Raw genomic sequence first — 22,028 nt, 5'->3', positions numbered from 1 at the left:
AATACTGCTCCTTGCAGCATCAGGCGAAGCACTTTTGCGCGGTTCAGTCGCAAGATATGAGGCTGAACGGCGCAATTACAATCCCTGGTCGCGTTCTGCCACTTCCTTTTGCTCGTCGGGGGGCAACGTCAGCGGTCCACAAAAGCGCTGGGCAAGCCAGGTGGCGATGACCACCAAAAACCAGGACAGCACGGTGGCAACGGCAAGATCGCGCGGCCAGTGCATACCCAGTAACAAGCGGCTTCCCATAACGCCCACCGCCCAAACGCCGACCAGCACTATCGTTTTATAATGCCGGCGCGGCCATAGCAGGCCAATGACCAGTAATGCCCAGCTCGCCGCGAACAAGGTATGACCTGACGGGAAGGCGAACCCTGTTTCAAACGCCCAGTGCTTTTTCAGCCAGACCGGAATATGCGATTCATCCGCAATCAGTGCGGTAACGCGTTCACCACGCTGGGTGCGGTTTAACTGATAGAAGGTTTTGTCATCCAGACCGTGCGTTTTCTCCAGCCATACCACATAAGGTCGGGGTTCCTGCACCCGCTCTTTAATGAATGATTTGGTATACTGGCCCGCCAGAATCGTGACATTCATGATCAGCAACAGCAGCAATGCCGGTTTAAGCCGAAAGCGAAGACACCATAATACCCAGGCACTTAACACCAGGCTGGTCAGTATGCCCCATGGCCGGGTCACCGTTTCTGTCATCCAGAACAGGACTCTCAGAAACGTGTTACTTTCCTCGGGTTGCCATTGCCAGCCGGACAGCCACACGGCTAATGGCATCATCAGCAGTAACACCATCCCTGCTGTGGTACGTTGCAAAATTTTAACCATCCCTTTTCCCTTTTTGCTGATGAAAAGCCGTCATACCGGTAAAACTTTAGCTTAAAAAAGAATAACATAACCTTTACGGATTAGATAATCGTGCTTTATCACAACAATCGTTTACACAGATTAACAGCCAACCTCGCGGTTGTGGCACAATATTGCACGTTTGTCGGGCCACATCGGCCTGTGCACTATCATGATGATAGTGCATCCTCTGATGGTTCTGGAGAGTCACATGCAGCTTAAACGGGTGGCAGAAGCCAAACTGCCAACGCCATGGGGAGATTTCCTGATGGTAGGTTTTGAAGAACTGGCAACCGGTCACGACCACGTTGCTCTGGTCTTTGGCGATATCAATGATAACGAACCGGTCCTGGCGCGCGTTCATTCGGAATGTCTTACCGGTGATGCGCTGTTCAGCCTGCGTTGCGATTGCGGCTTTCAACTTGAAGCTGCGCTGAATGCCATTGCCGAAGAAGGACGTGGTGTATTGCTTTATCACCGCCAGGAAGGCCGCAATATCGGTCTGCTGAATAAAATTCGCGCTTACGCTTTGCAGGACAAAGGGTATGACACGGTTGAAGCTAACCATCAGCTCGGTTTTGCCGCTGATGAGCGTGACTTCACGCTCTGCGCAGATATGTTTAAGCTCCTTGGGGTGAACGAGGTTCGCCTGCTTACAAATAATCCGCGGAAGGTTGAAATCCTGAGCGAAGCCGGTATTAACATCGTTGAACGTGTGCCGTTGGTGGTGGGACGGAATCCCAAAAATGCGCACTATCTCGATACCAAAGCCGAAAAAATGGGCCATCTGTTGCCGAAGCAGTGAATAAAAAAGCCGGGTTTCCCCGGCTTTTTCGTATCAGTTGAGCATATTTCGAATCACATAATGCAGAATACCGTCGTTGCGGTAATAGGTCAGCTCATTACCGGTATCAATGCGACAGCGGGTATCCAGCTTCTCTTTGCTGCCATCGGCACGCGTGATTGTCACTGGCACGGTGCAGCCCGGCGTGAGTTGTGACAGGTTCTCAACGTCAACCGACTCATCCCCTTTCAGTCCTAATGTTTTACGCGTTACGCCCTGCGGGAATTCCAGCGGTAAGATCCCCATACCGATCAGGTTAGAGCGGTGGATACGTTCGAACGATTCGGCGATCACCACGCGAACGCCCTGCAGACGCGGTCCCTTCGCTGCCCAGTCACGACTCGAACCTGACCCGTACTCTTTACCGGCAATGACGGCCAGCGGCACGCCTTCGGCCTGATATTTCATCGCGGCATCGTAAATGGCCAGTTGTTCACCACTCGGATAATGTTTGGTATAGCCACCCTCAACGCCCGGCACCATTTCATTGCGTATACGAATGTTGGCAAAGGTTCCGCGCATCATGACTTCGTGGTTACCACGACGCGAGCCATAGGAGTTGAAGTCATTGCGCTCGACACCATGCGCCAACAGATAGCGCCCTGCCGGGCTTTCTGCTTTGATGCTACCTGCCGGTGAAATATGGTCTGTTGTGACCGAATCCCCCAGAATAGCCAGCAAACGCGCGCCACGAATGTCTTCGACCGGTTTGGGCGTTTTTTCCATGTCATCAAAGAACGGTGACAGACGGATATAGGTTGATCCTTCGTCCCAGTCATAGGTCGCGGCTTCGCTGACTTTGATGGCCTGCCATTCGGGCGTACCGTCAAAGACTTCCGCATACTCTTTGTGGTACATATCGCTGGTAACCTGCTGTACCGCTGTCGCGATTTCTTCAGGCGAAGGCCAGATACCTTTCAAAAAGACCGGCTTGCCATCCCGATCCTGTCCGAGCGGATCAGTTTGCAGGTTGATCTTCATATTCCCCGCGAGCGCATAGGCCACCACCAGCGGCGGTGAAGCCAGCCAGTTGGTTTTAATCAGCGGATGAATACGGCCTTCGAAATTACGGTTACCCGACAGCACGGCCCCCACAGTGAGGTCGCCCTCTTTAATCGCCGATTCGATCGCATCCGGCAGCGGGCCGGAGTTACCGATACAGGTTGTACAGCCATAGCCGACCAGATTAAAGCCCAGTTTATCGAGGAACGGCGTCAGTTGTGCGACGGCCAGATAGTCGGAAACCACTTTAGAGCCCGGAGCAAGAGATGCCTTGACCCACGGCTGGCGTTTCAGGCCCCGCTCTACCGCCTTTTTCGCCAGTAAACCTGCGGCCATCAGGACACTTGGGTTTGAGGTGTTTGTACACGAGGTAATCGCCGCAATGGCCACCGCGCCGTCGGTCAGGGTATGGGAAAGTCCGGTATCGCTGTCCGTGTAGGTGACTTCTTTATGAGGTTTCTGCGCGTGGTTGACTTCCAGTTCATTGCTGGCGTCGAACGCCGCCGGGACATCGCCCAGGGACACGCGATCCTGTGGGCGTTTTGGTCCGGCCAGACTTGATTCAACATCATTCATGTCCAGCGCAAGACTGCTGGTGAAGACAGGTTCATCGCCCGCATTACGCCACATTCCCTGGCGTTTAGCATAATGTTCTACCAGCGCAACCTGTTCGGCATCGCGTCCGGTTAAGGTCATATAGCTCAGTGTCACTTCATCGACAGGGAAGAAACCGCAGGTGGCGCCGTATTCCGGTGCCATATTGGCGATGGTTGCGCGATCCGCCAGCGGCAGATCGGCCAGGCCATCACCATAGAATTCCACAAATTTGCCCACCACGCCGTGCTTACGCAACATTTGCGTCACCGTTAGCACCAGATCGGTCGCGGTAATGCCCGGCCGCAGTTTGCCAGTGAGTTTGAAGCCCACGACATCCGGGATCAGCATAGACACCGGTTGCCCCAGCATCGCCGCTTCGGCTTCAATCCCGCCGACGCCCCATCCCAGCACGCCAAGCGCATTGATCATCGTGGTATGAGAATCCGTCCCGACTAAGGTGTCCGGCCAGGCATAGGTTTCGCCGTTTATCTGCTGCTGCCAGATTGCTTTCCCCAGGTATTCAAGGTTTACCTGGTGACAGATCCCGGTCCCCGGTGGCACCACCCGGAACTGGTCAAAGGCTTTCTGGCCCCAGCGCAGGAAGACGTAACGCTCATGGTTGCGTTCCATCTCCAGCCGCACGTTCTCTTCAAAGGCATCGTCGTCGCCAAAATGGTCAACGGTGACGGAGTGGTCAATGACCAGATCGACCGGGGACAGTGGGTTGACTTTATTCACGTCTCCGCCCAGTCGGTTCACCGCTTCGCGCATCGCGGCTAAATCAACAACGGCGGGTACGCCGGTGAAATCCTGCATTAAAACACGGGCCGGGCGGTAAGCAATTTCCCTGTCGGCGTGGCCGGTTTTTTGCCAGTCAACCAGCGCCTGGATATCTTCCTCAGTGACTGAGTCGCCATCCTGCCAGCGCAACAGGTTTTCTAACAGCACTTTGAGGGATTTAGGCAACCGATCAATGTTACCGAGATGTTGTGAAGCGCGAGGTAGACTGAAGATGTGATAGTTGTGATTATCTACCTGCAGTGTTTCCTGACTCTGCTCGCGTAGGGATGACGACATAGCTCCTCCTTTATAATACATGGTCTTTAAACCTCAGAGACAACAAGGTTTAGTATAAAGATAGACCACTTTTTTGTTAACGTTTTGATTACAACACAGATTGCTACAATCGGACGCAAACAAAAATGCCCCGCAATGTTGCGAGGCATTATTGAGAAAGAGACACGTTTAAATTATAGCGCTGCCCAGAGCGCTGCCATCCACACGGTAAATGAGAACGCATAAGCACTAAACCAGGTCATTTTAATCATATTCATAGCAATACTCCTGCGTAGAAAGGGCAATAAAAGCCGTACTCGCATCCTGATAAGGGATGACATCATTTATGCAACGTGTGAAGAGCGCTTAATTAAGTAAGTCAGAAAGACAGAAGAAATGTCGAAAGAAAAACGCGATGTAAAATTATTTTGTTTTCGGGTCCAGAAAGGACTCGATGAAATTACGCTGATGCTCGTTCAGATCCCAACTTTCGGGGATAGTCACTTTTTCCGCCTTTGCAACCGGCTCTTTCGCTTTATAGCCAGAGAGACGATGCTGACGAGTCGTCATGGTGTGCTTATGGCAGAGTGCGTTTGCCCACATGGCTTAACCCCAGATGCGCCAAATCATTAATGCTACAACCACCCAGAACAGCGCTGAGGCAGCGAACACAGTTAACCAGGCATTGCGACGAGTGTTACCTGTACGCTTAACCTTGGTGCTTTTAGCCGGGAAGCCCGGATCAACAGTCAGTCTCGTAGCCATAGTTTTTGATAATCACTCTCAATAAAACGATTGATAACATCGATTAAGATTTAGGAGGAATCCTAAACCCGTTAAGGCCAAAAATCCAGTCATTTTTATTGCACAAAACGATTAACGCAATTTATCAAAACTGTAAAATTACTTAAGTAACGATTAATGACTTATTACCCATACTATTAAAATCCGCCTGACAAAAATTTGAGTTAATTTAACTTCAGATCCAGTCATTACTAAAGACCGTGTTAACTGACCCCTAAATAAAAGCTTCTCCATCAAGCGTTAACTGGAGTATGGGAATAATCCTGGCAGCCCGCAAAGAAATCGCGTCAAAAATGTGTCGTATTTCGCATTTAAGATACAGCAAGCTTTAAACATGTGATCGACGTTACATTTACAAAAAGATAATGAAACTTCTCAATATAAACATGGCGCTAACATTCTTGCATAAAAAAGGCTGCACTAAGCAGCCTGAGAATACGCGACGACAGATAACCGTTACTTAAACGGCAGCTTGATATCTTTAAACATGGCCTCAATGTCCTCGTTGGAACGCAACGCCACTGCCGTATCCACAACATCGCGCGTCAGATGGGGGGCGAAGCGCTGGATGAAGTCATACATATAACTGCGCAGGAAGGTGCTGCGGCGGAAACCAATCTTCGTCGTACTGTTGGTGAAGATTTCAGAGGCTTCAATTCTGACGAGGTCAGGATCAGCAACGGGATCCACCGCCATACTCGCAATCACCCCTACGCCCAGCCCCAGGCGAACATATGTTTTAATGACGTCGGCATCCGTTGCGGTAAAGACGATACGTGGCGTCAACCCCGCGCGCATAAAGGCGGTATCCAGCTCGGAGCGTCCGGTGAAGCCGAAGGTATAGGTTACCAGCGGAAAATCGGCCAGCTCCTCTATCGTCACCTGCCCTTTTCCCGCCAGCGGATGGTCTGGCGTGACCACGATAGCGCGGTTCCAGTGATAGCACGGTAGCATAATGAGATCGTCGTAGAGGTGGAGCGCTTCCGTGGCAATTGCAAAGTCTGCGTTGCCTTTAGAAACCGCCTCGGCAATCTGCGTTGGTGAACCCTGATGCATATGCAGCGAGACACGTGGATAACGTTCGATAAAGCCCTTAATCACGCCGGGCAGCGCATAGCGCGCCTGAGTGTGCGTAGTAGCAACATATAACGAGCCTTTATCCGGCCAGGTATGTTCACCTGCGACAGATTTAATGGCATCCACTTTGGAAAGCACTTCGCGCGCGATGCGAATGATTTCTTCACCGGCGGGCGTAACCTGCGTCAGGTGCTTACCGCTGCGGGCGAAAATCTGCACCCCAAGCTCATCCTCCAGCATACGGACCTGCTTACTGATGCCCGGCTGCGAAGTGTAAAGCCCTTCTGCTGTCGATGAAACATTCAGGTTGTGGTTCACGACTTCTACGATATAGCGCAACTGCTGTAATTTCATATCTGTTGTTATCCTGGTCGGTTACAGAGTCGCATCCCCGGGTGGCGTACTGTCGCCCAGGCGGGTGAAAGGTGCTGAGCAGAAAGAAGGGATCGGAAATGCTATAACCACTATAGCATTTTAAGTATCAATGTAGAACGGAATGATATAAGGCGGGGAAAAAAGGCCAGCAATGCTGGCCTTACAGGGTTACTTTTTCGCTTCCTGCCACTTGCCGTCAATGTAAAACGCTGACCAGCCTGTCGCTTTGCCGTCTTTTTCAGACGCCACATACTGCTGTTTCGTTTTACGGCTAAAGCGCACCAGCGTCTTGTTGCCTTCCGGATCGGTTGCTGGCGCTTCGGCCAGATATTTCAACTTCTCAGGTAAACGGTCGTGGAAACGCTGCAGCTCTTCCACCAACGGTGCGCGGGTTTCACGCGATTTGGGGAAGGTATTGGCGGCCAGGAACACACCGGCAGCACCGTCACGCAACACAAAATACGCATCCGATTTTTCACACGGCAGTTCGGGCAGCGGCACGGGATCTTCTTTCGGCGGGGCGACATCGCCATTACGCAAAATCTTACGGGTGTTCTTACAGTCATCATTGGTACAGGCCATGTACTTACCGAAACGCCCCATTTTCAGGTGCATTTCAGAACCACATTTTTCGCACTCGACGACCGGACCATCGTAGCCCTTGATACGAAACTCCCCTTCTTCGATTTCATAACCATCGCACTCAGGGTTGTTACCGCAAACGTGCAGCTTGCGTCCGTTATCAATCAGATAGCTGTCCATCGCTGTGCCACATTTCTGGCAACGACGACGGGCACGCAGCGCGTTGGTTTCGGCATCGTCCCCTTCCAGAATATTCAGAACTTCATTTTCCGGAATCAGGTTGATGGTTTGCTTGCAACGCTCTTTCGGCGGTAACGCATAGCCTGAACACCCCAGGAAAACACCGGTGCTGGCTGTCCGAATCCCCATTTTACGGCCGCAGGTTGGGCAGTCGATGGAGGTCAGGACCATCTGATTCGGCTGCATTCCGCCTTCTTCCGGATCTTTCTCAGCCTGTTCCAGTTGCTGGCTGAAATCGGAGAAGAAGCGATCCAGAACCGCCTTCCACTCCGCCTGATTGTTGGCGACCTGGTCGAGGCTGTTTTCCATGTGAGCGGTAAAGTCGTAATTCATCAGCTCGCGGAAGTTCTCTTCCAGACGATCGGTGACAATTTCGCCCATTTTTTCAGCGTAAAAGCGGCGGTTTTCCACCCTGACGTAGCCACGATCCTGGATAGTGGAAATGATGGCCGCATAGGTCGAAGGACGGCCGATACCGCGTTTTTCCAGCTCACGGACCAGTGAAGCTTCACTAAAGCGAGCCGGTGGCTTGGTAAAGTGCTGGCTGGGTAACAGGTCCTGCAGGCTCAGCTCATCGCCAACGTTAACCGGTGGTAAAGTACGATCCTCATCATTCTTACGCAGCGCAGGCATGACTTTGGTCCAGCCGTCAAAGCGCAGCGTACGCCCTTTGGCCTTCAGTTTGTAATCCCCTGCCGTGACTGTCAGCGTGGTCGAATCGTACTGTGCCGGTGTCATCTGACAGGCGACAAACTGACGCCAGATAAGCTGATACAGTTTCTGCGCATCCGCTTCCATATCTTTGAGCTGCTCGGCCAGCACTTCCACATCTGATGGACGGATGGCTTCATGCGCTTCCTGCGAATTCTCTTTGCTGGCGAAGGTATTCGCCGCATCGGGCAGGTACTTTTTACCAAAATGGCCTTCAATGTAGCCGCGCACCATCGAAACCGCATCCTGGCTCAGGTTCGTGGAATCGGTACGCATATAGGTGATATGGCCCGCTTCATAAAGGCGCTGCGCCATCATCATGGTCTTTTTCACGCCAAAGCCCAGCCGGGTACTCGCCGCCTGCTGCAACGTGGAGGTAATAAACGGCGCGCCGGGTTTGCTGCTGGTTGGCTTGTCTTCACGGTCCGTGACCGCAAAGCGCGCTTTTTCCAGCAGAGCCAGCGCGGCGTGCGTCTGGTCGTGATTGACCGGACGGAACGGTTTATCGCCCGCATGAGTGACGTCCATCGTCAGCTCATCGCCCTTCGGCGTGGTCAGGTTAGCGCTCAGTTCCCAGTACTCTTCGGGCACAAAAGCTTTGATTTCACGCTCACGCTCAACCACTAACCGGACAGCAACAGACTGCACGCGACCGGCAGACAGGCCTCGCGCGATTTTTTTCCATAATAACGGGGAGACCATGTACCCCACGACACGGTCCATAAAGCGGCGTGCCTGCTGTGCATTGACGCGGTCAATGTTGAGTTCGCCCGGCGTTTCAAACGCCTGGCGAATCGCATTTTTGGTGATCTCATTGAACACCACGCGGCTAAAGCGCTTATCGTCACCCCCGATCACTTCCCGCAGGTGCCACGCAATGGCTTCCCCTTCGCGGTCAAGGTCGGTTGCGAGATAGATATGGTCGGCGTTCTCGGCTAAAGCTTTGAGTTCCGCTACCACTTTCTCTTTATTGGGCAGGATTTGATAATCCGCTTCCCAGCCGTGATAGGGATCAACGCCCATACGACTGACCAGCGCGGCTTTCTCATCCTTCTTAACTTTTTTGGCTTTCTTATCTGTCGGGGTTTCAGCACTTTTTTTGGCGGTTGAACCACTGGTCGGCAGATCCCGGATATGGCCCACGCTGGATTTCACCACGTAGCCACTGCCGAGGTATTTATTGATTGTTTTAGCCTTTGCCGGGGACTCAACAATAACGAGTGCTTTACCCATATTTACCTTTACCTAATGAATACATCCTGCTCAACGGGAGAGGATTGGACGCCCTGAAAACCCATCGGGTTCAATATTGCTACGCCTGTTTGGTATTTCAAGACGTGGGGCTCAATCTCTGGTCAGTCGATTCTTTACAGTGCAACTTTATGATAAAAATCGCTTTTTCTGCCTGACTTAATCGCACTTCCCGGTGCAATATCCCTGGAATCTGAAACGCCCACACTGTACCTGATAAAATCTGTTACGCAACTTAATTAGCATCTGGTGTGAGGAAAGCCCTTTTTTTACCCCTGCCCACGATTTGTCGAACAGTGCAGTACGGAAGTAATATAGAAAGAATTATCAGACTGTCAAAAAGGCACAGACATATGCAGAGTCTGACTGAGGGAGTGTCGTCCCATACACTGTTAGATATCGCTAACGCGATGCTCAGGGAACATGATGATTTTATCGCCGGTATTGAAGCTACTGCCGTCAGCCAGCAGGGCGGCGTGCTGGTGTTTAAAGGGCCGTACTTTTTGGACGCGGAAGGCCTGCCGACCGCAAAAACCACGGCGGTGTTCAACCTGTTCAAACACCTGGCCGTTCTGCTGTCACCCCGTTATCACCTGGTATAAAAAACCCGGCCTGAGCCGGGTCGATGCATCACAAAAACCGTTTGTCGCTGCGCTGCCACCATTTGAGCATAATGCGCTCAAGCACCTGCCCTGCGCTTTGCGACAGGCGATCGATTTTTGAACGACGTCGTACATACGTCACGCCCAGTACCGTGAATTTCGCCATATTCGCGATAATGAGATCGTCACTGGTCGAAATGCGATCGATCAGGCCCAGTCCAAGCGCCTGCCGGCCATACCAGTGCTCGCCGGTTGCCACCCGGTCAATGTCGAGGGAAGGACGCATTTCATGAACAAACTGTTTAAACAACAGGTGGGTTTCGTTCAAATCCTGCTGAAATTTTTCACGTCCTTCTTCGGTGTTTTCACCAAACAGCGTCAGCGTACGTTTGTACTGACCCGCCGTGTGTAACTCAACGTCAATGTCATTACGTTTCAACAGACGGTTGAAGTTAGGGATTTGCGCGACAACCCCGATGGAACCGATGACGGCAAAAGGCGCGGCCACGATGGTATTGGCCACACAGGCCATCATATAGCCGCCGCTCGCCGCCACTTTGTCCACGGCCGCTGTCAGGTTCAACCCGGCATCACGCAGGCGCTGCAATTGTGACGCCGCCAGGCCATAACCGTGAACCATGCCGCCCGGGCTTTCCAGACGCAGTAATACTTCATCGCCCGGCTGGGCAACCGCCAGAATGGCTGAAATTTCTTCGCGTAGCGATTTCACTTCACTGGCATCGATGCTGCCATTGAAATTAAGCACGTACAACGTGGGTTTAACGGTGTCGACATTGCCCTGCTTCGCGTCGCGCTTCTCTGCTTTCGCCTTCTGTTTTTCGGCCTTTTTATGGTTTTTTAACCACAGTTTTTGCGCCTGCGGTTTCATTTTCTCAAGCTGCAACGCCTCTTTCATCTTGTTGTAATCGTCATCTAACCGCGTTAATCGCAGTTGTCCGCCCGGGTGACGTTTACGCTGAGCGGCATGTACAACAATCATGACGATGGCAGCAATGGCAACGACCACCGTCACCGCTTTTGCTAAAAACAATCCATAACTCAAAAGAAGATCCATCGTGTCGCCTTATTAAACAGAGGATTACTGACAAACGCCTAGTTTAACGGGTTTATGCTACTGCGTCGCCTGAAATGCCAGCATCTGGCACAGATTGTCCCTATTGCTAATTGCGTCGTGCCCTGAATTAGGGCATAAAGCGAAAAACCCAGACGTTGCGGGAGGTTCCCAACATGCATTATCAACCGAAAGATGATCTACTTGCCCATCGCATTATCCTGGTGACGGGTGCCTCTGACGGCATTGGACGCGAAGCGGCCCTGACCTACGCCCGCTTCGGCGCGGAGGTGATTTTACTGGGGCGCAGCGCTGAAAAGCTGCAGCAGACAGAAGCGTTGATAAACCAACTGAACAAGCGCCCTGCCCATTCGGTGGTATTGGATCTTTCAGACGCCACGCCGGCACGCTGTGCGCAGCTAGCGCAGGAACTGGCGCAAACATTCTCCCGTCTGGATGGTGTGTTACATAACGCCAGTATCTTAGGTGAGATTGTTCCGCTGGCCGACCTGGATCCGCAAATCTGGCAACAGGTCATGAAAATTAATGTTGATGCCACGTTTTACCTCACCCAGGCGCTATTGCCGTTGCTGCTCAAATCCGAAAGCGGCTCGCTGGTATTCACGACGTCAAGTGTGGGCCGTACCGGGCGCGCGGGTTGGGGTGCCTACGCGGTATCAAAGTTCGCCACAGAAGGCATGATGCAGGTGCTGGCCGACGAGTATAAAAATCAGGCATTGCGGGTTAACTGTATTAATCCTGGTGGTACGCGTACGAAAATGCGCGCCAGTGCGTTTCCTCAGGAAGACGCCGGTAAACTCAAAACGCCTGCCGATATCATGCCTCTTTACCTCTATTTAATGGGCGATGACAGCCGCCGTAAAACCGGTATGAGCTTCGATGCGCAGCCAGGCAGAAAACCCGGGGCCGCAGAGTAATGACCAGCGATCGTCATCAACAGCGGCAACAGCGTCTGAAAGAACAGGTGGATGCCCGCATTGCTGCCGCTCAGCAAGTCAGAGGCATTTTGATGGTGTTTACCGGAAACGGTAAAGGTAAAACCACCGCTGCGTTTGGCACGGCTCTACGCGCCTGCGGGCATGGCAAACGTGCCGCGGCCATTCAGTTCATTAAGGGAGAATGGCCCAACGGCGAACGCAACCTTCTGGCCCGGCACGGGGTGGAGTTTCAGGTAATGGCCACGGGTTTCACCTGGGAAACGCAAAATCGCCAGACCGATACAGCGGCCTGCCTGGCCGTCTGGGAACATGCCAGACGCATGCTGTCGGATGACACGCTTGATTTAGTGATTCTGGATGAGATCACCTACATGATCAGTATGGATTATCTGCCACTCGACGAGCTGGTAACCGCTCTGCAAGGCCGTCCTGCCCACCAGAGCGTCATCCTTACGGGTCGGGGTTGCCATCGCACCTTACTGGATATGGCTGACACCGTGACGGAAATGCGTCCGGTGAAACATGCCTTTGACCCCGGTATCCAGGCACAGCAGGGAATAGACTGGTAGCCTTTACCGTAGGCTGGCTGCCCTTATGCATCCGGCCTGCTTATCTTACGCAGTGCCCCCTCTGTACTTCCTTTTCCCTGTTTATCGGCCTGCATGCCCGCTTATTGTCATTGCAGCCTGGCACAGCTGGTCCTCAGGGCTTTTCCCGCTTTTATTTTCCATTCATGTTAATTTTGCGAAACGTTTTACGCGCCTTTTCCAGAAACCCTGCCTGAAAACCGGCGTCATCCGCCGCCGCCATGATTGATCTCAATCACATATTTTTACCGTTGAGAGACGTAAAACCGATCGGGATCACTCTTCAATGTTAAATAAATGATAAAAAATATTTAGCTTTAATATCATCCCATTGCGCGTGGTTAATCAAATCAACAGGTTAATCATTACCGTGCTAATCGATTCCATAATTAAATGTTCTTTCTGATAACAATTGAATAACTTTTGCCAATAAGAGGGCTCTTATTTTGCTGACCATACTGGGCTTTACGATGGTGGTTTGTTTCATGTATCTGATCATGACCAAACGCATGTCAGCGCTAATCGCGCTCATTCTTATCCCGACGCTTTTTGCGCTTATCGGCGGGTTTTATCACGGACTTGGGGAAATGATGCTGAACGGGGTCAAAACGCTGGCTCCGACGGGTGTGATGCTGACGTTTTCTATTCTCTATTTCGGCCTGATGATCGATGCCGGACTGTTTGATCCGCTGGTGCGTTTCATCCTGAAAATTGTGCGTGGCGACCCGCTTAAAGTGCTGGTCGGTACCGCTGTATTAACCTTGCTGGTCTCGCTGGATGGCGACAGTTCCACCACCTATATGATTGCCATTGCCGCGTTTCTTCCCCTCTACCGGAAACTGGGCATGAATGTGCTGGCAATGACCTGCCTGGTTAACCTGGCCAGCGGCATCATGAACCTGTCGCCGTGGGGAGGCCCCACAGCCCGCGCGGCGGCCGCGCTGCGCATTGATGCGCTGGATATATTCATTCCCATGCTACCGGCTATCCTTATCGCCTGTGTTGCTCTTGTCGGTCTGGCCTTCGTGTTTGGGCTACAGGAACGTAAACGTCTGGGCGTCATGCGCATCAGCGACGACCATCTGAATAATATCGAACTGGGCTTGGGTGATGCAGACGAATGCGCAGCAAATCGCCGGCCCAAAATGTTCTGGCCAAACTTTATTCTGACCACGGTACTGCTGGTGCTTCTGGTGGTGGGTGCCATGCCCATCCAGATTCTGTTTATGCTGGCTTTTGCAATTGCCGTCATGCTTAATTACCCCTCGCTTGAAGAGCAAAAAGCCCGTATCGGTTCACACGCCAGTAATGTGCTGGCAGTGACTGCCTTGATTTTTGCGGCAGGTATTTTTACCGGCATACTGTCAGGTACCGGCATGGTGGACGCCATGGCGAAAAGTCTGCTGGCCTTTATTCCGCACAGTTTCGGACCTTATCTTGCGCTATTTACCGCCCTGATCAGTCTGCCGTTTACCTTTTTTATGTCCAACGATGCTTTCTACTTTGGCATTCTGCCTGTCATCGCGCAGACGGCCGCCAGCTATGGCATTTCAGCAGAAGAAATTGCCCGAGCCTCCATTGTGGGCCAACCCTTCCATCTGCTGAGTCCACTGGTGCCGTCGGTCTATCTGTTAGTCGGTCTGGCCAAAGTGGATATCGGTGACCATCAACGTTTTGCCATAAAATGGGGGATTTTGATTAGCCTGGTGCTGATGGCGGGCGGCTTAGTAACCGGCGCGTTTCCCCTCTTCCACCGGTAAGATGTCCGGGAGCGTCAGCCAGAAAGTAAAAAGCCGCAACAGAAGATGTTGCGGCTTTTTTATAGCCTTATATCAACCCGGCAGGCACTCAGGTTGCGTTGCGTTTGCTACTGGCATTACGACGAGCGGGTCTGCCACTGGCCTGGCTGTGACGTTTCACGGCCCGACGAATCTGATTGGCTTTTGTACGACGGCGATCTTTCTCAACCGCCAGTTTGGTGACAGTTTCGTCATCCATTCCTACCAGATTGCGCAGATAATTGACCGCTGGCAGATCCAGTTCCATCCAGCCACCGCGTGGTACACCTTTTGGCAAGGTGATGTCGCCATAGCGGACACGCATCAGGCGGCTGACCTGTACACCCACGGCTTCCCATAAACGGCGAACTTCACGGTTGCGTCCTTCAGTCAGGGTGACGTTGTACCACTGGTTGATGCCTTCTCCACCCGCAAAACGCAATGTTTTGAACGCTGCCGGACCATCTTCCAGTTGCACACCTTTACTGAGCTGACGAATTTTGTCATCGTCAACCTGGCCAAACACGCGCACCGCGTATTCACGTTCCACTTCCCGGCTGGGATGCATCAGGCGGTTAGCCAGTTCACCATCCGTTGTAAAAAGCATGAGTCCACAGGTGTTCACGTCAAGGCGGCCAACGGCAATCCAGCGTGAACCGCGCAGGCGCGGCAGACGATCGAAGACCGTAGGCCGCCCTTCAGGATCGCTGCGTGTGCAGAGTTCACCTTCAGGTTTGTAATACGCCAGCACACGGCACACTTCTGTTGCAGATTCAGCAATCGATACCAGATGGCCATCAATACGGATTTTCAGGGCTTTATTGTTTTCGATGCGATCGCCGAGTGTGGCAAGCTTACCGTCAACGCTCACGCGTCCGGCCGCAATCATCGCTTCAATTTCACGACGCGAACCGTGACCGGCACGCGCTAAGACTTTTTGTAACTTCTCGCTCATGGAGCTACCTCATTGTCGCCTTCCCAGGCGTCGGATGGATTAGGTAATTAAACCTTTAAAATCAATAGGTTATATTTTCCTGTTGGCCCCATTATACAGCATGTCTGAGGCATTGTAACCCGTAATGTGCCGCCCGGAAGCGGCGTACGGGGCATGGCTGCTGACCCGTGACTTACGACACCTGTCCCAGGCGTGACGATCCCTACGCGCTCACGCCAGGTCCGGTTAAGATCTGGTTGAATTAGATGGCTGCGTTGTGTCCTGGTGATCGCGCGAGAAGATCATTATAAACACACACGTTTATTTAGGGTAATTAAGTCAAATGACACAATCGTAGCAGGGGAGGATATTATCTGAATGTCACATTTGGTTACTTCATTTTAATTAATGTTACTTATCGCAGCTATTGGCTTTATTTCCGTCTTTACTCGCTTTTATAAATCATTTCCTGCCAAAACCGGTAGCGCGTTAATGATTAAGTCTCCAGGTATCTGGCCTGATACTTTTCATTAACGGCTCACACTCAGTCGGCGCGCTAAACAGTTTTATTTTTGTGGCTGTTTACAAAAAATAAAAACAAAACACCGCTACTTAAGTCAAATAAAATCATTGTGGGCCCCGGCAGCCCTCTGTTAGCCCGCCTCGCATCTTCAATGCACCCTGTTTACTGTATTATCAACAGGTTGCGTCGGGAAAAGCTATACAACATAAAATCACTGTACAATTTTATTCATCAGCCGATAATGAAAGAATAATAAGGTGGTCATCACCCTGTTTTTTATCATTAAGTCCGCAATGACTTTTTTTTCTACCCTCGTAAAGTTAAAAAAAATTGGACTATTGCAATCTCTTGCCGATAACACATTATGCGACCGGACAGTGAGCAGATTTTAATCCGTACGGTGTCAGTTATTTCTGACCCAGGCATTAAATTGCAGCACGCTAAAGGGTTGTTATTAATCTTAATACTGGCGCATCGGGAAACGCTGCGTTAATACGGCTCACGATGAGCTTTAATTTGCATGTCCTTAATCTTCACCAGGGATTTTACTGGCATGCTTAAGCGAAGACACCACCATGAAAAAACGTTTTGTAAGTTCAGCGTTGATTGCGTTGGCGCTGAGCGGTTGTTCCGTGGGCCATACCGAGTACAGCCGAACGGCAATGCAGCACGTGGATATGAGCGTGACAGGCATTCCGACGATTCTGGGTTTAGGCACGCTGGGCACCACTATTCCGTTGACGCCTGAATACAGCCTGACTGCCGCGCATGTGGCAAAATTTGCCGTGCAGCGCGTGAAGTCTTATCACCCTTACTGCGACCTTGCGATTATTTATCACAAGAATCCGCCTGATACGCTGGCTCACTTCCGCAGCACCGATATTGGCGATCACGTAAAGATGTACGGTTACAGCTATATTTCGGCGCTACCTGTTGAATCAAAAGGTGTGAATCTCGCACGCACCGCCATTCGTAACCTCTGGAATAAAAGTCCGTGCATCGCGATGGCTTCCAATGCTGGCGTGGTTCAGGGGATGTCTGGCGGTGGGGTCTTCAATAGTGACGATACCATCGGCGGCGTGATCGTCGGGTATTCCGATTCAATTAAAAATGGCCGTAGCGGGAAAGTGATACTGAAAGATGTGTCACTCTATATCCCTTACGGCCAGTTTAAAAACTGGTTACAGGCGACGATTCCTGACACCCGTAAAACCTGACTGGCTTACATAAAAGGCGTTGTGTCGCCAGCGCCTTCACGGACAATTTCAGGGGCATCACTGGTCAAATCAATCACGGTGGTAGGCTGCTGTCCCAGCGTGCCGCCGTCAATGATTAAGTCCACCAGCTTACCAATACTGTGCTGAATGTCTTCCGGATCAGATTCAGTGAAATCATTGCCTGGCAGAATCAATGATGTCGACATCATCGGTTCATTAAGCGCTTCCAGTAACGCCAGGGCCACTGGATTCGACGGGACACGTAAACCAATGGTTTTACGTTTCTCGTTCATCAGACGGCGCGGGACTTCTTTCGTCGCCTTCAGAATAAACGTGTAATTGCCCGGCGTGTTATTTTTAATCAGGCGGAACGCGCTGTTGCCCACCTGTGAATACACCGACAACTCAGACAAATCGCGGCACATCAGTGTGAAATTATGATGGCCATCGAGTTGTCGTATACGGCAAATGCGCTCCATCGCCCCTTTTTCTTCCAGACGACATCCCAGGGCATAGCCTGAATCGGTCGGATAAACAATCACGCCACCTTTGTTCAGGTACTCCACAGCCTGGTTAATCAGACGCGGTTGCGGATTATCCGGATGAATATGAAACAGTTGACTCATAAAAACCTCTTGTCACCTTTCCGTGCATTCAGCAGCCGGAGCCAGTGCGGGAAAGCGTTCCCAGACGGGTTCTACGGCTGCGGGTAACCACAGTTTGCGGCCTAACTCAATCCACGGGCAGGGTTGATGAAAATCAGAACCTTGCGATGCGGCCAGATCGTTATCCCGGGCGTACCCGGCTAACGTGGTACGCTCATCGGGTGCCTGCTGACATTGTGCCACCTCGATAGCATCACCCCCCGCAGCGCGAAAATACGCGATCAGGCGTTTCAGCCATTTTGCCGACAATCCGTAGCGTCCCGGATGAGCCAGCACCGCACAGCCACCAGAATGGTGAATGGCATCAATGGCTTGATTAATTGTACACCATTGCGGCGGCACGTAGCCGGTTTTGCCTCGGGCCAGATAATTTTTGAATACCTGCGCCATAGTGCTCGCTTTGCCAACCTCAACCAGATAGCGGGCAAAATGTCCCCGCGTGATCATCCCCCCTTCGGCTAAACGCAGGGCGCCCGCCAGTGCATCGGGAATCTGGGCTTTTTCAAGTCGCTCAGCAATGCGTTGGGCGCGTTCCAGTCGGGTCGTATACTGACCAGCAAGGAACTGCGTCATGACGGGATGATGAATATCGATATTTAATCCAACAATATGGATCTCATGATTTTCCCACAGCGTGGAAATCTCGACGCCGGCTATGACATTGACTGGCAACGAAGCACGTAATGCGGCCTGCTGTGCCTCGGCGACGCCCGCCACGGTATCATGATCGGTAATGGCCAGCACACCTACGCGCATTTCAACCGCACGCTCGACCAGCGCCTGCGGGGATAGCAATCCATCGGAAGCCCGTGTATGACTATGTAGATCGTAAAGCGGAAAACGGGCGATATCGCTCAAAACAACTCCTGCTGGCGATGGAACAGGTCAGCATGATAACGATTTTATGGGTCACTGAAAAAGTGTATTGACATTTTTGTCACGAACCAGTTAACTAGTACACAAGTTCACCGCAGACGGGTATGTGTTTATGAAAATGGTTATTACGCTTTTCACTGGTTGGTGGCGCAATGTTTCCCGGTCGGGCGGCGTTGTCGTGCACACTTAGCGTAAACCTGTGCAGATACCTGAGCCCGCCAACAAGCGGGCTTTTTTTTGGACGACATTCAGAGAAATCATCATGCTCAATGCAAAACCTACAGTGAAGTTAATTACCGGTAACGCCCCTTATCGGGAAGATCCCGCCGCGGTTTTTCATCAGTTATGCGGCGCGCGCCCGTCAACGCTGCTGCTTGAATCTGCGGATATCGACAGCAAGGAAAATTTAAAAAGTCTGATGATCATCGACAGTGCCCTGCGTATCAGCGCGCTGGGTAACTGCGTCACTGTGCAAGCCCTGTCTGATAATGGTCGGGCGCTGCTGCCGCTGCTGGACGAGGCGCTTCCCGCCGAAATCAAAAATGAATCGCGCCCTGATGGCCGGGTGTTAACATTTACGACAACTCACGATCAGCAAGATGAAGACTCTCGCTTACGCGCCCTGTCGGTGTTTGATGCCCTGCGTGTGATTCCGCAGTTAGTGAACTCGCCCGCCGATGAGCGCGAAGCCGTGTTCGTTGGCGGCCTGTTTGCCTATGATCTGGTCGCGGGTTTTGAGGACCTGCCGACGCTCAGCAGTGAGCAGCGCTGCCCTGACTACTGTTTCTATCTGGCGGAAACCCTGCTGGTGCTCGATCACCAGGCACACAGTGCCCGCCTGCAGGCCAGCCTGTTCTGTCCGTCCACCCACGAATTCCAGCGTCTGCAAAGCCGTATTGAGCAGTTACACGGACAAATGCTGCAACCTGCACCTGCGTTGCCCGTCAAGCCGGTCGAAACGATGACGCTGACCACCAGCCAGAGCGATGAGGAATACTGTAATGTGGTGAGGAAGATGCAGGATGCTATTCGTATTGGTGAGATCTTCCAGGTCGTGCCATCACGTCGCTTCTCACTGCCCTGCCCGTCGCCGCTGGCCGCTTACGATACGTTAAAACGCAGTAATCCCAGCCCGTATATGTTCTTTATGCAGGATCAGGATTTTTCGCTCTTTGGCGCCTCGCCGGAAAGCTCGCTCAAGTACGACGCCGCCTCACGACAGATCGAAATTTACCCGATTGCCGGAACGCGTCCACGCGGTCGACATGCGGATGGCTCGCTGGACCGCGATCTGGACAGCCGTATCGAACTTGAAATGCGCACCGATCATAAAGAGCTGGCCGAGCACCTGATGCTGGTCGATCTCGCACGCAATGACCTGGCGCGCATTTGTCGTCCCGGAAGCCGCTACGTTGCGGATCTGACCAAGGTTGATCGTTATTCCTTTGTTATGCACCTGGTCTCCCGCGTGGTGGGGACATTGCGTGAGGATCTGGATGTGCTACATGCCTACCGCGCCTGCATGAATATGGGCACGCTGAGCGGCGCGCCTAAAGTTCGCGCCATGCAACTGATCGCTGAAGCCGAAGGCACCCGACGCGGTATTTACGGCGGCGCTGTCGGCTATTTCACCGCCAACGGTGATTTGGATACCTGTATTGTCATCCGCTCAGCCTACGTGGAAGACGGCGTGGCCACTGTACAGGCCGGCGCGGGCGTGGTGCTCGACTCTAACCCACAGGCCGAGGCCGATGAAAGCCGCAATAAAGCCCGCGCGGTGCTGCGCGCTATCGCCACTGCTCATCACTGCAAGGAGATCTTCTGATGGCTGACATCCTGCTGCTGGATAACATCGACTCATTTACCTACAACCTTGTCGATCAACTGCGCACCTTTGGGCACAACGTGGTGATTTACCGCAACAACGTACCGGCCGCTTTGCTGACTGAACGTTTGCAGAGCATGGACAATCCTGTCCTGATGCTGTCACCCGGCCCTGGCGCGCCGAAAGACGCGGGCTGTATGCCCGAACTGCTGCGTGCGCTACGCGGAAAGTTACCGATTATCGGGATCTGCCTGGGCCATCAGGCGATTGTGGAAGCGTATGGCGGCCATGTCGGTCAGGCCGGTGAAATTTTGCATGGCAAAGCGTCATCCATTATCCATGACGGCGAGGCGATGTTTGCCGGACTGAGTAATCCTCTTCCCGTTGCCCGTTACCACTCACTGGTGGGCAGCAATACACCAGACGAATTAACGGTCAATGCCAGCTACAACGGCATGGTGATGGCCGTCCGTCATGAACACGATCGGGTTTGCGGATTCCAGTTCCATCCTGAATCCATTTTAACCACTCAGGGCGCACGTCTGCTTGAACAGACACTTGCCTGGGCGCTGGCGAAGTAACAGGGAGAACGCAATGCAACCGATTCTGGAAAAACTTTACCAGTCGCATAGTCTGACGCAGGCAGAAAGCCACCAGCTGTTCAGCGCCATTATTACCGGCCAGCTTGAACCTACCCAACTGGCGGCGGCGTTGGTTGCGATGAAAGTCCGGGGCGAGAACCCGGAGGAAATCGCCGGGGCAGCCTGTGCCTTACTTGAAGATGCCAAACCGTTTCCGCGTCCGGATTATGCGTTCGCCGATATTGTGGGCACCGGCGGGGATGGCAGTAACAGCATTAATATTTCAACCGCCAGCGCCTTTGTCGCCGCTACCTGTGGTCTGAAGGTGGCAAAACATGGCAATCGCAGCGTATCCAGCAAATCGGGGTCATCCGACCTGCTGGCCGCTTTCGGGATTAACCTGGATATGCCCGCTGAGCTGGCGCGGCGCGCACTGGACGATCTGAATGTCTGCTTCCTGTTCGCACCGCAGTACCACACGGGCTTTCGCCATGCTATGCCGGTGCGTCAGCAGTTGAAGACCCGCACGTTGTTTAACGTTCTGGGGCCACTGATCAACCCTGCGCGCCCACCGTTAGCCGTTATTGGCGTGTACAGTCCTGAGCTGGTCTTGCCGATTGCTCAGACGCTGAAAGTATTAGGCTACCAGCGTGCAGCCGTGGTACATGGCGGCGGCATGGATGAGGTTGCCCTGCACGATGTGACACAGGTGGCCGAGCTGCGCGAAGGGGAAATCACCCGCTATCAGTTAAGTCCGGAGGATTTTGGTTTCGGATTCCATCCTAAAGACGCGCTGGCAGGCGGCACGCCCGAAGAAAACCGTGACATTCTGACACGTTTACTCCAGGGTAATGGCGAGCAGGCCCATGAGGAGGCGGTTGCCGTGAATGTGGCCATGCTCCTGAAAGTGTTTGGTAATGAAGATCTCCGTGAAAATGCACAGCGTGCACTTAACGCCATCCGTAGCGGTCAGGCTTATGAGCGCGTGGTGGCTCTGGCATCAAGAGGATAA

General features: G+C 52.5%; 17 protein-coding genes, 1 pseudogene and 1 other annotated feature. Of the genes and pseudogenes, 8 read left to right on the top strand and 10 right to left on the bottom strand.

All coding sequences use genetic code 11. The features are described from left to right. Positions 1 to 75: 75 nt before the first annotated feature. Positions 76 to 840, bottom strand: a complete 765-nt coding sequence (gene pgpB, locus RAC60_RS01095) for a phosphatidylglycerophosphatase B (protein WP_033741819.1) — start codon at positions 838 to 840, stop codon at positions 76 to 78. 229 nt (positions 841 to 1,069) lie between these two features. Here pgpB and ribA point away from each other — a divergent pair, with 229 nt between their 5' ends. Continuing rightward, positions 1,070 to 1,663, top strand: a complete 594-nt coding sequence (ribA, locus tag RAC60_RS01090; RefSeq protein ID WP_006119329.1) for a GTP cyclohydrolase II — start codon at positions 1,070 to 1,072, stop codon at positions 1,661 to 1,663. A 33-nt stretch (positions 1,664 to 1,696) separates the two neighbouring features. Here the strand turns inward: ribA and acnA are convergent, their stop codons facing one another. The 5 genes from acnA to topA form a co-directional block, all read right to left on the bottom strand. Beyond that, positions 1,697 to 4,378, bottom strand: a complete 2,682-nt coding sequence (acnA, locus tag RAC60_RS01085) for an aconitate hydratase AcnA (RefSeq protein WP_375092452.1) — start codon at positions 4,376 to 4,378, stop codon at positions 1,697 to 1,699. Between the two features lie 402 nt (positions 4,379 to 4,780). After that, the gene (locus RAC60_RS01080; RefSeq protein WP_226374488.1) at positions 4,781 to 4,927 is read right to left on the bottom strand and encodes a hypothetical protein; all 147 of its coding nucleotides are present in this window, start codon (positions 4,925 to 4,927) and stop codon (positions 4,781 to 4,783) included. 36 nt (positions 4,928 to 4,963) lie between these two features. Next, entirely contained in the window at positions 4,964 to 5,122 is a 159-nt protein-coding gene (locus RAC60_RS01075) for a YmiA family putative membrane protein (RefSeq protein ID WP_006119333.1), read from the bottom strand. A 495-nt stretch (positions 5,123 to 5,617) separates the two neighbouring features. Next, the gene (cysB, locus tag RAC60_RS01070) at positions 5,618 to 6,592 is read right to left on the bottom strand and encodes an HTH-type transcriptional regulator CysB (RefSeq protein WP_033741825.1); all 975 of its coding nucleotides are present in this window, start codon (positions 6,590 to 6,592) and stop codon (positions 5,618 to 5,620) included. A gap of 189 nt (positions 6,593 to 6,781) precedes the next feature. Next, positions 6,782 to 9,379 carry a type I DNA topoisomerase gene (gene topA / locus RAC60_RS01065; RefSeq protein WP_006119337.1) on the bottom strand — a complete coding sequence of 866 codons (2,598 nt, stop codon included), beginning with the start codon at positions 9,377 to 9,379 and terminating at the stop codon, positions 6,782 to 6,784. Between the two features lie 371 nt (positions 9,380 to 9,750). Here topA and RAC60_RS01060 point away from each other — a divergent pair, with 371 nt between their 5' ends. After that, the gene (locus tag RAC60_RS01060) at positions 9,751 to 9,999 is read left to right on the top strand and encodes a DUF2498 family protein (RefSeq protein ID WP_367143963.1); all 249 of its coding nucleotides are present in this window, start codon (positions 9,751 to 9,753) and stop codon (positions 9,997 to 9,999) included. 28 nt (positions 10,000 to 10,027) lie between these two features. Here the strand turns inward: RAC60_RS01060 and sohB are convergent, their stop codons facing one another. Continuing rightward, complete coding sequence (gene sohB, locus RAC60_RS01055; protein WP_367143962.1) at positions 10,028 to 11,074, bottom strand: protease SohB; 1,047 nt, start codon at positions 11,072 to 11,074, stop codon at positions 10,028 to 10,030. Between the two features lie 173 nt (positions 11,075 to 11,247). On the opposite strand from sohB, the gene RAC60_RS01050 reads away from it, so the two are divergent. The 3 genes from RAC60_RS01050 to RAC60_RS01040 all read left to right on the top strand — a co-directional run bounded on the left by RAC60_RS01050 (position 11,248) and on the right by RAC60_RS01040 (position 14,377). Next, positions 11,248 to 12,009 carry a YciK family oxidoreductase gene (locus tag RAC60_RS01050; RefSeq protein WP_006119341.1) on the top strand — a complete coding sequence of 254 codons (762 nt, stop codon included), beginning with the start codon at positions 11,248 to 11,250 and terminating at the stop codon, positions 12,007 to 12,009. Further along, positions 12,009 to 12,599: a cob(I)yrinic acid a,c-diamide adenosyltransferase gene (gene cobO, locus RAC60_RS01045; protein ID WP_375092451.1), complete on the top strand. Its 591-nt coding sequence runs from the start codon at positions 12,009 to 12,011 to the stop codon at positions 12,597 to 12,599. Before RAC60_RS01050 ends, cobO begins: the two co-directional genes overlap by 1 nt. A gap of 464 nt (positions 12,600 to 13,063) precedes the next feature. Beyond that, positions 13,064 to 14,377 (top strand): CitMHS family transporter, encoded by a 1,314-nt coding sequence (locus RAC60_RS01040; protein WP_006119344.1) that lies wholly within the window; start codon positions 13,064 to 13,066, stop codon positions 14,375 to 14,377. A gap of 88 nt (positions 14,378 to 14,465) precedes the next feature. On the opposite strand, the gene rluB is transcribed toward RAC60_RS01040, so the two are convergent. Beyond that, complete coding sequence (gene rluB, locus RAC60_RS01035; protein ID WP_006119347.1) at positions 14,466 to 15,350, bottom strand: 23S rRNA pseudouridine(2605) synthase RluB; 885 nt, start codon at positions 15,348 to 15,350, stop codon at positions 14,466 to 14,468. Between the two features lie 1,077 nt (positions 15,351 to 16,427). Here rluB and RAC60_RS01030 point away from each other — a divergent pair. Beyond that, the gene (locus RAC60_RS01030; RefSeq protein WP_006119348.1) at positions 16,428 to 17,069 is read left to right on the top strand and encodes a hypothetical protein; all 642 of its coding nucleotides are present in this window, start codon (positions 16,428 to 16,430) and stop codon (positions 17,067 to 17,069) included. A gap of 5 nt (positions 17,070 to 17,074) precedes the next feature. Here RAC60_RS01030 and RAC60_RS01025 read toward each other — a convergent pair whose 3' ends face one another. Together RAC60_RS01025 and RAC60_RS01020 are read right to left on the bottom strand one after the other, a co-directional pair. After that, on the bottom strand, positions 17,075 to 17,695 hold the full coding sequence (locus RAC60_RS01025; protein ID WP_039340183.1) for an L-threonylcarbamoyladenylate synthase: 621 nt from the start codon (positions 17,693 to 17,695) through the stop codon (positions 17,075 to 17,077). Between the two features lie 12 nt (positions 17,696 to 17,707). Beyond that, entirely contained in the window at positions 17,708 to 18,592 is an 885-nt protein-coding gene (locus tag RAC60_RS01020) for a PHP domain-containing protein (protein WP_006119350.1), read from the bottom strand. 154 nt (positions 18,593 to 18,746) lie between these two features. Then, positions 18,747 to 18,849, top strand: a sequence feature (Trp leader region). Positions 18,850 to 18,872: 23 nt separating this feature from the next. On the opposite strand from RAC60_RS01020, the gene RAC60_RS01015 reads away from it, so the two are divergent. After that, positions 18,873 to 20,435, top strand: coding sequence for an anthranilate synthase component 1 (locus RAC60_RS01015; protein WP_054633693.1), 1,563 nt, complete (start codon positions 18,873 to 18,875; stop codon positions 20,433 to 20,435). Continuing rightward, positions 20,435 to 22,028: pseudogene (gene trpD, locus RAC60_RS01010) on the top strand (bifunctional anthranilate synthase glutamate amidotransferase component TrpG/anthranilate phosphoribosyltransferase TrpD). Before RAC60_RS01015 ends, trpD begins: the two are co-directional and overlap by 1 nt.

It is taken from the genome of Pantoea sp. BR_17 (genome assembly GCF_041955125.1).
GTDB classification, from domain to species: Bacteria; Pseudomonadota; Gammaproteobacteria; order Enterobacterales; family Enterobacteriaceae; genus Pantoea; species Pantoea stewartii.
The sequence above is the reverse complement of the archived record's forward strand: the minus strand, read 5'-3'. Positions and strand labels throughout refer to the sequence as shown.

What these genes read in the sequence shown, in the direction of transcription:
- pgpB (WP_033741819.1), bottom strand. Translation starts at nt 840, where the DNA reads ATGGTTAAAATTTTGCAACGTACCACAGCAGGGATGGTGTTACTGCTG.
- ribA (WP_006119329.1), top strand. Translation starts at nt 1,070, where the DNA reads ATGCAGCTTAAACGGGTGGCAGAAGCCAAACTGCCAACGCCATGGGGA.
- acnA (WP_375092452.1), bottom strand. Translation starts at nt 4,378, where the DNA reads ATGTCGTCATCCCTACGCGAGCAGAGTCAGGAAACACTGCAGGTAGAT.
- RAC60_RS01080 (WP_226374488.1), bottom strand. Translation starts at nt 4,927, where the DNA reads ATGACGACTCGTCAGCATCGTCTCTCTGGCTATAAAGCGAAAGAGCCG.
- RAC60_RS01075 (WP_006119333.1), bottom strand. Translation starts at nt 5,122, where the DNA reads ATGGCTACGAGACTGACTGTTGATCCGGGCTTCCCGGCTAAAAGCACC.
- cysB (WP_033741825.1), bottom strand. Translation starts at nt 6,592, where the DNA reads ATGAAATTACAGCAGTTGCGCTATATCGTAGAAGTCGTGAACCACAAC.
- topA (WP_006119337.1), bottom strand. Translation starts at nt 9,379, where the DNA reads ATGGGTAAAGCACTCGTTATTGTTGAGTCCCCGGCAAAGGCTAAAACA.
- RAC60_RS01060 (WP_367143963.1), top strand. Translation starts at nt 9,751, where the DNA reads ATGCAGAGTCTGACTGAGGGAGTGTCGTCCCATACACTGTTAGATATC.
- sohB (WP_367143962.1), bottom strand. Translation starts at nt 11,074, where the DNA reads ATGGATCTTCTTTTGAGTTATGGATTGTTTTTAGCAAAAGCGGTGACG.
- RAC60_RS01050 (WP_006119341.1), top strand. Translation starts at nt 11,248, where the DNA reads ATGCATTATCAACCGAAAGATGATCTACTTGCCCATCGCATTATCCTG.
- cobO (WP_375092451.1), top strand. Translation starts at nt 12,009, where the DNA reads ATGACCAGCGATCGTCATCAACAGCGGCAACAGCGTCTGAAAGAACAG.
- rluB (WP_006119347.1), bottom strand. Translation starts at nt 15,350, where the DNA reads ATGAGCGAGAAGTTACAAAAAGTCTTAGCGCGTGCCGGTCACGGTTCG.
- RAC60_RS01030 (WP_006119348.1), top strand. Translation starts at nt 16,428, where the DNA reads ATGAAAAAACGTTTTGTAAGTTCAGCGTTGATTGCGTTGGCGCTGAGC.
- RAC60_RS01025 (WP_039340183.1), bottom strand. Translation starts at nt 17,695, where the DNA reads ATGAGTCAACTGTTTCATATTCATCCGGATAATCCGCAACCGCGTCTG.
- RAC60_RS01015 (WP_054633693.1), top strand. Translation starts at nt 18,873, where the DNA reads ATGCTCAATGCAAAACCTACAGTGAAGTTAATTACCGGTAACGCCCCT.